At 60.6% G+C, this 12,755-nt stretch carries 7 protein-coding genes; 1 reads left to right on the forward strand and 6 read right to left on the reverse strand.

All coding sequences use genetic code 11. The annotated features are described in order from the left end of the window. Positions 1–81: 81 nt before the first annotated feature. The 4 genes from gltB to ASTEX_RS10400 all read right to left on the reverse strand — a co-directional run bounded on the left by gltB (position 82) and on the right by ASTEX_RS10400 (position 9,670). On the reverse strand, positions 82–4,602 hold the full coding sequence (gene gltB / locus ASTEX_RS10385; RefSeq protein ID WP_013479580.1) for a glutamate synthase large subunit: 4,521 nt from the start codon (positions 4,600–4,602) through the stop codon (positions 82–84). Continuing rightward, the gene (locus tag ASTEX_RS10390; RefSeq protein ID WP_013479581.1) at positions 4,599–6,044 is read right to left on the reverse strand and encodes an NAD(P)-dependent oxidoreductase; all 1,446 of its coding nucleotides are present in this window, start codon (positions 6,042–6,044) and stop codon (positions 4,599–4,601) included. Before ASTEX_RS10390 ends, gltB begins: the two co-directional genes overlap by 4 nt. Positions 6,045–6,459: 415 nt before the next feature. Then, entirely contained in the window at positions 6,460–7,743 is a 1,284-nt protein-coding gene (locus ASTEX_RS10395) for an ammonium transporter (protein ID WP_013479582.1), read from the reverse strand. A 766-nt stretch (positions 7,744–8,509) separates the two neighbouring features. After that, positions 8,510–9,670 (reverse strand): DegT/DnrJ/EryC1/StrS family aminotransferase, encoded by a 1,161-nt coding sequence (locus tag ASTEX_RS10400; protein ID WP_013479583.1) that lies wholly within the window; start codon positions 9,668–9,670, stop codon positions 8,510–8,512. 371 nt (positions 9,671–10,041) lie between these two features. Here ASTEX_RS10400 and ASTEX_RS10405 point away from each other — a divergent pair, with 371 nt between their 5' ends. After that, the gene (locus tag ASTEX_RS10405) at positions 10,042–11,475 is read left to right on the forward strand and encodes an aldehyde dehydrogenase family protein (protein ID WP_013479584.1); all 1,434 of its coding nucleotides are present in this window, start codon (positions 10,042–10,044) and stop codon (positions 11,473–11,475) included. Between the two features lie 104 nt (positions 11,476–11,579). On the opposite strand, the gene ASTEX_RS10410 is transcribed toward ASTEX_RS10405, so the two are convergent. Both ASTEX_RS10410 and msrB read right to left on the reverse strand, forming a co-directional pair. Beyond that, positions 11,580–11,948: a hypothetical protein gene (locus ASTEX_RS10410; protein ID WP_013479585.1), complete on the reverse strand. Its 369-nt coding sequence runs from the start codon at positions 11,946–11,948 to the stop codon at positions 11,580–11,582. A 282-nt stretch (positions 11,949–12,230) separates the two neighbouring features. Then, positions 12,231–12,704 (reverse strand): peptide-methionine (R)-S-oxide reductase MsrB, encoded by a 474-nt coding sequence (gene msrB, locus ASTEX_RS10415; RefSeq protein WP_013479586.1) that lies wholly within the window; start codon positions 12,702–12,704, stop codon positions 12,231–12,233. Positions 12,705–12,755: the final 51 nt, after the last annotated feature.

Here is a 12,755-nt window from a genome sequence, read left to right on the forward strand (position 1 = left end):
CTCCAGATCCTTGACCGTCACGATAGCAAAAAGCCACCCCTGTCGGAGTGGCTCTTTTTAGTTAACCTGCCGTGAGACCAATCAGGCTACATTCGCAGCCCGCTTCGCCTGAATGGCCAGTATTTCGTTCGGCATGACCTGAACGAAGGCCTTCAGCGCATTGTCCCAGTCGTCGAGGATGGTCTCGGCGCGCGGGGACTGCGTCTTTTCAAAGTGCTCAGCAATCAGAGCCTTGAGGTCGGCCTGATCGCTTTCGGGCACTTCGCGCAGGGTAATGCCTTCCGGGTTGATGTACTTGGCGAACGCCCCTTCGGTGTCCCAGACATAGGCGACACCGCCGGTCATGCCCGCGCCGAAATTGGCACCGGTCGAACCGAGGATGACCACCTTGCCGCCCGTCATATACTCACAGGCGTGGGCCCCGGCCCCTTCGACCACGGTTACCGCGCCGGAGTTGCGCACAGCGAAGCGTTCACCGACGCGGCCCGCCACGAACAGCTTGCCCGAGGTGGCCCCATAGAGGTTCGTATTACCGGCCAGCATCTGGTTCGGCTGCCACTGTTTTGGACGCACAACGATGGTCGCACCCGACAGCCCCTTGCCCACATAGTCATTGGACTCACCGACGAGGTCGATAAACAGCCCCTTGACGGCAAAGGCCCCCAGAGATTGACCCGCCGAGCCGCGCAGTTGCAGCGTCAGGTGGCCGTCGGCGAGCGTGTCGCCGAAGTTCTTGACCAGCAGGTGCGAAGTGCGCGTACCCACCGCGCGCATGGTGTTGCGCACATCATAGGTCAGCGACATCTTCTCACCGCGTTCGACCAGCGGCACGGCGTCCTTTACAATCTGGGCGTCCAGGGTGTCGGCCACCGCATTGATCTCATGCGGCAAGGTGACCGGCGCCGTCGGGTCTTTTTCGACGCGCACCAGCAACGGGTTGAGGTCGAGGTCATCAAGGTGTGCCCCGCCACGCGATACCTGACGCAAAAGATCGGTGCGGCCGACAGCTTCATCGAGCGAGCGCAGGCCCAGCGAGGCCAGGATTTCGCGCACTTCTTCGGCAATGAAGCTGAACAGGTTGATGACCTTTTCCGGCGTGCCGGTGAACTTAGCGCGCAGTCGCTCATCCTGCACGCAGACACCGACCGGGCAGGTGTTGGACTGACACTGACGCACCATCAGGCAGCCAATGGCCACCAGAGACGCCGTGCCAATGCCGAACTCTTCAGCCCCCAGCATGGCAGCGACCACGATGTCGCGACCCGTGCGCATCCCCCCATCGGAGCGCAGACGCACCTGACCGCGCAGATTGTTCATGGTCAGGACCTGATGCGCTTCGCTGAGGCCCAGCTCGAACGGCAGGCCGGCAAACTTGATCGAGGTAAGCGGCGACGCGCCCGTGCCACCGACCTGACCCGACACGAGGATAGCATCCGCTTTGGCTTTGGCGACCCCGGCGGCGACCGTACCGATGCCAGACTGCGACACCAGCTTCACTGTGACGCGGCAGTTCGGATTGATCTGCTTGATGTCATAGATGAGCTGCGCCAGGTCTTCGATCGAATAGATGTCGTGGTGGGGCGGCGGCGAGATCAGGCCCACGCCCGGCGTCGAATGGCGCATACGGGCGATGAATTCCGTGACCTTGAAGCCCGGAAGCTGACCGCCCTCACCGGGCTTGGCCCCTTGAGCGACCTTGATTTCGACCTCGCGGCACTGGTTGAGATATTCCGCGGTGACGCCGAAACGGCCAGAGGCGATTTGTTTGATGGCCGAGTTGGGGTTGTCGCCGTTCGGGCGGCGGACATAGCGTTCAGGGTCTTCGCCACCTTCGCCGGAGACCGAACGCGCGCCAATGCGGTTCATGGCGATGTTCAGCGTCTCGTGCGCTTCGGGGCTGAGCGCGCCCAGCGACATGCCGGGCGTCACAAAGCGCTTGCGGATTTCGTTGACCGATTCCACTTCCTCGATGTCGATGGGCTTCGACTTCGGCGCCCAGTCGAGCAGGTCGCGCGGGGCGGTCGGGGCGTCCTTCGACATCTTCGACACCAGACCCGAATAGGTCTTAAAGACCTTGTAGTCGCCGCGCGTCGTCGCGTCCTGAAGCAGGTGGATCAGCTTCGGCTGATAGTAGTGGGTCTCACCCGCGGCGCGCATCTTGTAGAAGCCGCCAATGGGGATCAGGGCGCGCTTCGAGGCCCAGGCTTCGGCGTGCAGCGCCTTCAGCTTGGTTTCGATACCGGCCAGACCGATACCGGAGATGCGCGAAGTCACGCCGGGGAAGAACTCACCGACCAGCGCCCGCGACAGGCCCAGCGCTTCGAATTCATAACCGCCACGATAGGAGGAGATGATCGAGATACCCTTCTTAGCGAGGATCTTCATCAGACCCGCCTCGATGGACTTCTTGTAGTTCATGAAGCACTTGTACGAGGTCTGGGCGCCGTAACGACCCTTGTCCAGACGCTCCTGCATCAGCTCCAGCGCCAGATAGGGGTTGATGGCGGTCGCGCCCACGCCGACCAGAACGGCGAAGGCGTGGCTGTCCATCGCTTCCGCCGAGCGCACGATGATCGAGACGAAGGAGCGCAGACCTTCCTGGACCAGACGGGCATGGACGCCCGCGGCGGCGAGGATCATCGGCACCCCCATGCGCTCAGGACCCGACTTCTGATCGGTCAGGACGATCATGGCGGCCCCGTTTTTCACGGCAGTCACGGCGTCATCGCGCAAGCTGTCGAGCACGGCGCGCAGGCCAGCCCCGGGAGCGGCACCTTCGGCGGGCAGCGGGAAGGAACAATCGAGCTCTGCCACCTGCCCCACATTGCTGGTGGCCAAGAGACGCTCATACATGCCCGTCGTCATGAACGGCGAGTCCATGACCAGCACATTGGCCTGCGTCGCGTCTTCGGCAAGGATGTTACCGAGGTTCTTGAAGCGCGTCTTGAGCGACATGCCTGCTTCTTCGCGCAGCGGGTCGATCGGCGGGTTGGTCACCTGTGCGAAGTTCTGACGGAAGTAGTGCGACAGGGGCCGCCACTTTTCCGACAGAACAGCCAGAGGCGTATCGTCGCCCATGGAGCCGATGGCTTCCTTGCCGTCCTTCACCATCGCATCGAGCACGGTGTCGAGGTCTTCGAGGGTGTGCCCGGCAGCGATCTGACGGCGGTCCAGTTCCTCACCGAAATAGGCGCGAGGTTCCGGCCCCGGCTCGATGATCGAATCGACATCGACCATATTCTCCAGCCACTTGGTATAGCTGTGCTTGGAGGCCAGCGCGTCAAGGATTTCGTCTTCGCTGAACAGCTTACCCGCTTCGAGGTCCACGGCGATCATGCGGCCGGGCGCGATGGTCATGCGGTGCGCCACGCGGTCTTCAGCCACGCCCGTCATGCCCGCTTCCGAACCAACGATCAAAAGGCCGTCCTTAGTCTGGGTAACGCGTAAAGGACGCAGACCATTGCGGTCCTTACCGGCAATAACCCAGCGGCCATCGGTGGCGCAAACGGCGGCGGGGCCGTCCCACGGCTCCATGACAGCGTTGCAGTAGGCATAGAGCGCGCGGTGTGATTCCGGCATGGTCACGGCCTGCTTGGACCAGGCTTCGGGGATCAGCAGGGCTTTGGCCATCGGGGCCGACCGCCCGGCACGCACCAGAAGCTCAAACACATTGTCGAGCGCCGCGGAGTCCGATCCGCGCGGCTGGATGACCGGCTTCACATCGCGATCATTGTCGCCAAAGGTCGCCGCCGCCATGCGGATTTCGTGCGACTTCATCCAGTTGACATTGCCGCGCAGGGTGTTGATTTCACCGTTGTGCGCCAGCATGCGGAAAGGCTGGGCCAGACGCCACTCGGGGAAGGTGTTGGTCGAAAAGCGCTGGTGGAAGACCGCCACAGACGACACGAAACGCGGGTCTTTCAGGTCGAGATAGAAATCATCGACCAGCTCGGCGCGGAACATGCCCTTATAGATCAGGGTCTTCGACGAGAAAGAACACAGATAGCAGTCAAGATTGGCCTCTTCGACACGCTTTTCGATGCGGCGGCGGCACAGGAACATGGCGCGTTCCAGCGCCTCTTCCTCAAGGCCGTCGGGCGCGGCCAGCATGATCTGCTCGATCTCCGGGCGCGTGGAATTGGCGCGCGTGCCCAGTTGCGACACATCGACTGGGGCCTGACGCCAGCCATAGAGATAGAAGCCTGAGCGCAGGATTTCGGATTCGACGATGGTCCGCGCCGCTTCCTGGGCGCCGAGGTCGTTGCGCGGCAGGAAGACCTGCCCCACCAGCACCGGGCCGGGGCGCGGCTCATGGCCGATATTGCGCACCTGCTCGCGGAAAAAGTCCTGCGGGACATTGATCATGATACCCGCGCCGTCACCTGATTTGCCGTCGGCATCGACTGCGCCGCGGTGGAACAGGGCCTTCAGCGCCTTGACCGCCAGTTCGACCACGTCGCGGCGCGGTTTGCCGTCGATTGCGCACACAACGCCCACGCCACAGGCATCAAATTCCGTGCGCGGATCATAGGCGTCGGCCTCGATCAGGGCGTTACGGTTGCGGTGATAGAGTTCGTAAGACGAGGAGCCGGAAGAGATCATTGAGCGGCCTCCAAAGAAGCGGAAACGTTTGACTGAATATAGTGGTGGATGTCGGCGGCGGCGTCCTGTCCTTCGCGGACGGCCCACACGACCAGCGACGCCCCGCGCACGATGTCACCAGCGGCAAAGACGCCCGGCACAAAGGTCTGGAACTCACCGGCCTGCACCTTGATCGTGCCCCACTTAGTGACTTCGAGGCCCGGCTGGTTGAACAGAACCGGGATGTTTTCCGGCTCAAAGCCCAGGGCCTCAATGATGATGTCGGCGGGCAGGTCATTTTCGGCGCCGGGGATGTCCTCGATGCCCTGACGGCCTTGCGCGTCCGGCGTCGTCAGACGCATACGCTGGATGCGCAGGCCCGACACGTGCGCGGCATCGCCCAGCACAGCCTTGGGAGCCGACAGCCATTCGAACTTGACGCCCTCTTCCTCGGCATTGGCCACTTCGCGGTCCGAGCCCGGCATATTGGCGCGGTCGCGACGATAGACGCAGGTCACAGCCTTCGCCCCCTGACGGGTGGCTGTGCGCACACAGTCCATGGCCGTGTCGCCGCCGCCGATGACCACGACGGTCTTTCCTTCGGCGTTCAGCGTGCCGTTGTCATAGGCTTCGACGGCATCGCCAAAGCCCTTGCGATTGGAAGCTGTCAGGTAGTCGAGCGCCGCGACCACGCCCTTGGAGCCGCAACCCGGCACGCTCAGGCGGCGCACCTTATAGACGCCGGTGGCGATCAGGAGGGCGTCATGCTTGTCGCGCAGCTCCTCGAACGACACGTCATTACCGATATCGCAGTTGAGGACGAATTCGACGCCGGAATCAGCGAGGCGCTGGGTGCGGCGCAGAACGACGTCCTTTTCCAGCTTGAACGACGGAATACCATAGGTCAAAAGCCCACCCGGACGGTCGTAACGGTCATAGATCGTGACCTTGTAGCCCAGCGTGCGCAGACGGTCGGCCGCTGCGATCCCCGCCGGTCCCGCCCCGATGATGCCAACGCTTTGTGAACGCTCCACTGCAGGCACGATGGGCTCTATCCAGCCCTCTTCAAAGGCCATGTCGTTTACATAGCGCTCGACCGCACCGATGGTGACGTTTTCCCAGCCTGACTGCTCCAGCACACAGGAGCCTTCGCACAGACGGTCCTGCGGGCAGATGCGGCCGCAGATTTCCGGAAGAGTCGAGGTCGCTGAGGACAGGCGGAAGGCCTCCTCAAAGCGCCCTTCGGCGGTCATGCGCAGCCAGTCAGGGATGTTGTTCTGTAGCGGGCAGCCAGACTGACAGAAGGGCACACCGCACTGCGCGCAGCGCGACGCCTGGGCATTGGCCTGCTCCGGTTTGAAATCGGCATAGATCTCATTGAAATTTGTGATGCGGGTCTTCGCTTCGGCCTTCGATGGCGTCTTCTTGTATTCAACGACGAAGCGGTTCGTCTCGTAGGTCATAGGCCCAACCTCACAACTCGGTGCAAAAACCTTCCGTCTCAGGAAGGAATGTTTAGCTTGTTACAGCGTGCTAAAACGCCCTAAAGCGCAAAAGCCCGCTGAGTTAAAGCGGAAAATGATGTTTTCCGACGTTTCCCGCCAAAATCGCGACCAAAAAGCAAGGTCGTGGGATTTTTGCCGGGGTAGTTACAAATCAGACTATTTCGCATGCCCTTTTTCCGGTTTTATCATCCCGTTTCCGGGGCGTAAACCGAAGGTCCTGACATGCGAACCCCCCAGTGTCTGCCGGGGCAATCCCGGCAAATCCTGAGGGGCGTTTCCGTTCCGGTTTTGTAAGTCCTTGCCGCTCGGTATGGGCGGGGCTGTCCTTGACCGGTTCCGGTTCAGCCCCTTGTCCCTTTGGCGGGCGTCCGGGCTATCCGTGCTGGGTCTCTCCGTGCTGTGTCGCGTCAAGACCCTCGATTTCCTGCTCCTCATCCACACGCAGGCCTGTGGTGAATTTGCAGATCATCAGAATGAGGAAGGTCACCACCGCGCTCCAGCCGATCACGACCAAGAGGCCCAGTACCTGTTTGAGTACGGTGGCGTCTTTTGCCAGTGCATTGATGCTTTGATTGGCGAAGACCGCCGTCAGCACCGCGCCCACCAGACCGCCGACACCGTGCACACCGAAGGCGTCGAGACTATCGTCGTATTTGAAGGCTTTTTTGAGGGCCGTCGCGCCAAAGAAGCAGGCGATGCCGCCTATGAAACCGATGGCCAGCGCGCCTTTAGGATCGACAAAGCCCGCCGCAGGCGTAATGGCGACAAGGCCCGCCACAATACCCGAAATCATACCGAGCAGCGTCGGTTGCTTGCGCTCAAACCATTCAACAATGGTCCAGCCGACGGCACCCGTCATGGCGGCGACAATAGTGTTAAGCACGGCCACGCTCGCAAGCGCATCCGCCGTCCAGGCCGAGCCGCCGTTAAAGCCCAGCCAGCCGACCAGCAGCAAGGATGCACCGATCATGGTGAAAGCCAGATTGTGCGGCGGCATGTAGTCGCGAGGGAACCCGCGACGCGGCCCCAGAACTAACGCGCAGACAAGGCCCGCAATACCTGAGTTGACGTGCACCACTGCCCCGCCGGCAAAATCAAGCACGCCCATCCCGCCGAGGAAGCCGCCGCCCCACACCCAGTGACACACCGGCGCATAGACGAGCAGTGTCCAAAGGGCCGTAAACAGCAGGAAGGCCGAAAACTTCAGACGCTCGGCAAAGGCCCCGGCGATGAGGGCCGGAGTGATGATTGCAAACGTCATCTGATAGGCGATCCACAAAAACTCCGGCAGTTGCGGCGCCAGACCGAACGCGGTGTTCATGGTCACGCCATTCAGTAGGAACGCATCGAAGGAGCCGATAAAGCGGTTCAGCCCTTCATTGCCATTGAGGCCGAACGACAGAGAATAACCGGCCACGATCCAAAGAACCGACACGACGACGGCTGCCGCCACTGACTGCGCCATGGTCGCCAGTACGTTCTTCTTGCGAACCATGCCGCCGTAGAACAGGGCCAGACCCGGCAGGGTCATCAACAGCACCAGCGCGGTGGAAACGATGATCCACGACGTGTGACCGCTATCAAGCGCCAACACCGCCTGATGCTTGAGAAGCGCCGGTGCTGCCGTCGCTGCTGCTGCCACTGATCCCGTCGTCATACCGCCTGAACCCCGATCGCACTCTGAAAAGGTTTGGAAAACTCGCATCTGCACACATCGCCCAGCCCTCAGGCTTGACGTTGCGCGTCACAGTTTTTCCGACATTTTTGCTCTTTGCGCGAAATTTTACCGAAAAGCGAGCAAATTTTGCGTTGGCCGGCAAAAAAATTCACAAACTAGGTTTCGCGATGTTGCAGGGGCGCAATTGCATGATGTCATAGCCATAGCCTCCTTGCGAGCGAGCAAGTCAAACCTCACGCCTCTGCGCAAAAAAGCGACGCCACATTGTGCGCATCACACTCTTTTTTGATCCACACAGGTGTTTCCAACGGATTTAAAATCGCCCTCCCGTAACGCCAAGGTCGCATATCAGGACTGACTGCGGCTGCATTTGGAAGAAACGACGACCGCCTTGGTCGATAGCGTTGAGGCTCGCCCGGGAAACGGTCGCGTATGGCTTTATGATAAGTTTAGGATCGGATCGGAGATGAAATACCGCTGTCTGGGAGAAGACACACCCGAGTTACGAAGGCGCCTTCAAGACGCGATGCGTTTGAAGGCGCTGACCTAGGAATGGCAATCTCAGATGTCGCGGCTGTCTCGGGCTTTGCGCAGAGACAAAATCTCTCTTCTAAGACGCTCATCAAACATGTCTATCACCCAAGTTTGGTAACAGCTGCCCCTGGCGACGTTATTACCATTTTCGCGAAAATGGTAATAACGTCGTGAAAGGCATATGCAGACAGCGCGGGCTATTGAGACGGCTCTATGCCCTAAACGCTTTTACCGCCGCGACAATTTCGGCTTGCGTTTCTGCTGTAAGGTAAGGGCTGAACGGCAGGCTGATCACCGTCTTTGCCTTGGCTTCGGATACGCCCAGATCGCCCGTGCCGGACGTGAACATATTGTAGCCCGGCTGTTGATGCAGGGGGATGGGGTAATAGACCGCCGTCGGAATTCCTTTTTCGCGCAGGAAGACTTGCAAGCCATCGCGGTTTTCATGCTCGATCGTATACTGGGCCCAGGTGGAGACGTAGCCGTCCTTCACATAAGGCACGCTGCTCACAAAACCGTCCAGCGCCTCATTGTAGCGTCCGGCCACCGTCTGACGCAGCGCGATCTCTTCGGCAAAAATGGCCAGCTTTTCGATCAGCACCGCCGCTTGAATCGTATCGAGGCGCGAATTCATGCCAATGCGGACGTTGAGGTATTTGGCCTCATGCACATAGTTCATGGTGGCCGCGTCGGTTGGTGTGGCGCCACCGTGGACACGGAACGAGATCAGACGCTCCAGCAGGGCATCATCATTGAGCACCACCGCCCCGCCATCGCCATAACAACCGAGCGGTTTGGCCGGATAGAAACTGGTCGAGGTGGCGTGCGCCCATTCAAGCGGTTGCTTGCCGTCAATCGTACAGCCAAAGCCCTGGGCCGAATCGGCAATCAGGAACAGGCCGTACGCTTGCGTGATTTTTGAGATCGCCGGATAATCAGCGGCCTGCCCGAACAGATCGACCGCGATGACTGCGGCGGGTTTCAGACGCCCTTCAGCCTTGACGGCGGCAATGGCAGCCTCAAGCTTGACCGGGTCCATATTGTAAGTTTTGGGGTCGATATCGACAAAGACCGGCTCGGCGCCGGTCATGGGCACCACTTCGGCGGTGGCGACGAAGGTGAAAGCTGGGACAAACACCGCGTCGCCTTTACCCACGCCCAGCCCCAGCAGGACCAGTTCGATGGCGTCCGTTCCGTTGGCGCAGGACAAGGCGTGCTTGGATCTCGCGAACTGAGCCAGATTAGCCTCAAAGGTCCTTACCTCCGGCCCCATAATGTAGGCACCGTGCGCCAGCACCTTTTTGATCCCATCTTCGATAGACGCGCCAATGCGTTCGCGCTGCGCACCTAGATCAATAAAGGGAATAGCCATGAGACACCTTCGGTAAGCCACATAAGTAGAGGCAGAGACTTATCACCCCTTGCGCCCGGCGCACCTCAAAAGGCATTACCTATCGTTTCATCTGCGGTCTATCGTCACGGTATCGCAGGCGGAATATTCGGATACCGTATACTCAGCCACTTGTCGGACATTTACGCGGGCGATGTGCCGTGCTAAGGCGGCGGCAGAAGTGATCCGCGGCCTTCGGATTTCGCTTGAGCCCATCGCGGCTTTTGCGCATAAGAGCCGCGTGTGAGCGCTAACATATTTTCACGGATACCCGTTCGGCATTGGTACGAGCGCGTGTCCGGGTCTATTTCCGTCGCACGGGCAAACGCCTAATTCATTCAGGGAGAGCTACCTTGACCACTTTCGGCAATCTGATCAACGGCGAATGGGTCGTTACCGGCACCACCTTCAACAACATCAACCCGTCGGACACCAACGACATCATCGGCGTCTATTCGACCGCCGGTGAGCCGGAAGTGAAGGCCGCCATCGCCGCCGCGCGGGCTGCCTTTGAAACCTGGCAGTACTCGACGCCGCAGCAGCGTTTCGACATCCTCGACGCCGCCGGGTCGGAAATCCTCGCCCGCAAGGCCGAGCTGGGCGCGCTGTTGTCGCGCGAAGAAGGCAAGACATTGCCGGAAGGTATCGGCGAAGTGACCCGCGCTGGTCACATCTTCAAGTATTTTGCCGGCGAAGCCCTCCGCGCCCACGGCGAAGTGCTCGATTCTGTGCGTCCGGGCATCAAGGTCGAAATCACCCGTGAGCCGGTCGGCGTCATTGGCCTGATCTGCCCTTGGAACTTCCCTATCGCCATCCCGGCGTGGAAAATGGCCCCGGCCATCGCTTTCGGGAACACCGTGGTGTGCAAGCCGGCTGAACTGACGCCGGGCTGCGCCTGGGCACTGGCCGACATCCTGACGCGCGCCGGCCTGCCCAAGGGCGTGCTGAACGTCGTCTTCGCGCGCGGTTCGGTCGCCGGCCCCCTGATGATCGACGGCTGCGACGCGATCACCTTCACGGGCTCCGTCCCGACCGGCACGCGCGTACGCGACGCCGCTGTGGCTAAGGGCAAGCGCATCCAGTGCGAAATGGGAGGCAAGAACCCGGTCATCGTGCTCGACGACGCGGATCTGAACATCGCCGTCAACTCAGTGCTGAACTCGTCCTTCTTCTCGTCCGGTCACCGCTGCACGGCCTCGTCGCGCATCATCGTGACGGAAGGTATCGCCGATAAGTTCGTCCAGGCTCTGGCCGATGCGGCCAAGGCCATCAAGGTCGGCGACAGCCGCGCCGACGGCGTTCAGATGGGCCCGATCGCCTCTCAGGAACAGCTCAAGATCGCGCAGGACGCCGTGGCCACCGCCAAGGCCGAAGGCGGCGTGGTCGTCGCTGGTGGCGAAGACCTGACGTTCGGGACGCCCGGCTACTATTACGCCCCGACCCTGATCGACAAGACGACCCCGGACATGTCGATCAACAAGGAAGAGGTCTTTGGGCCCGTCGCCTCGGTTATCCGCGTCAAGGATCTGGACGAAGCCATCAAGGTCGCCAACGACACCGAAATGGGTCTGTCGGCCGGTATCTGCACCTCGTCGCTGAAGGCCGCTGAAACCTTCAAGCGCAAGGCTCAGGCCGGTATGGTCATGGTCAACCTGCCGACCGCTGGCGTCGATTACCACGTGCCGTTCGGGGGCCGCAAAGCCTCCTCCTACGGCTCGCGCGAACAAGGCGCCTACGCCAAGGAATTCTACACCATCGTCAAGACGGCCTATACCTTCGCAGGTTAAGGTCGCTGGATAAAAAGGCGTGGGGGCAGCCTCCCCCACGCCCCGAAACGAAAAAGCGCCCTCGGAAACGAGGGCGCTTTTTTTGTACCGGAGAGGGCGAATGTTTAGCGGCTGGCCAGAGCCGTGCCGCGCACCAGCGCCACGAGTTCCGGGCTGGCCTGACGATACTGGATAGAGTCGATCTGATCATCGACGCCGCGCGCGTGGCCTTCGACCCACACCACCTTGCCGTTGGCCAGAGCGGCCTTGACCTTGAACTGCGTATCGAAATGCGAGCTTCCACCTTCGCAGCGATCAAGGTCCACCACTGCCTTGCGCACCGGGCCGGAGACGCTTTCGGCATCGGCCTTCACCGAGTCGGCGATCGCCTTGCCCACCATGCGCTCCTGCTGCGCGTCGCATTCGGCAAAGGCCGGCACGGCGAGGGTCAGAAAGGCCGCAGCGGCGGCGGCACCATAGACAGATTTCATCATGACGAATTCACTCCATTTTTTCTTGTTCTTGGGCGAATGCCTTGTTCAAGGGCGCAACCGTAACCCGTGGGACTGCCACTAAAGAATGCGCTAATTCAGGGGTTTGGCAACAGGAAATATTCCGGACCCTGATCAAAATCACGGATTTTTTACTGCCGACTTTTAATCAGCTTACGGATTAAATGACCGCATAATATTGTGAAACAAAAGAATTTTGGTCTTCAGGAGCAAAAAAGAAGCCCGACCAGGGGGCCGGGCTTACACTCAAAAATATTTCAAAAATCAGCCAATCGCCGAGGGATCATCGCGCTCCAGCGGGTCAGGTAAGGCCTGTCCGTCCGGCACAAAGTCCATAGCCACTGAATTGAGGCAATAACGCAGGCCCGTCGGGCGCGGACCGTCCTCGAACACGTGCCCCAGATGCGAATCGCAACGGCCGCAGCGGATTTCCGTGCGCACCATGCCGTGCGAGACGTCGCGCAGATAGCGGATATGTCCCTCACCCACCCCCTGATAGAAGCTGGGCCAGCCCGATCCCGAATGGAACTTGGCGCGCGAGGAAAACAGCGGCAGGGCGCACAGGGCGCAGGTGTAGAGCCCCTCTTCCTCATACTCATCGAACTTGCCACAGAAGGGCGGTTCGGTGCCGTGATCGAGAAGGATGCGCCGCGCTTCGGGATCGAGCTTTTCAGCCAGCAGGCGCAGCTTTTCGGGCGTAGGTGGGGTCAGATCGAACCCCAGTTCAGAACGAGCCATGCGGATATCCTTTTACAGTCTGCGCCCAATATAGGCACATCCGCCCGCCCT

This window comes from Asticcacaulis excentricus CB 48 (genome assembly GCF_000175215.2).
Taxonomy (GTDB): Bacteria; Pseudomonadota; Alphaproteobacteria; order Caulobacterales; family Caulobacteraceae; genus Asticcacaulis; species Asticcacaulis excentricus.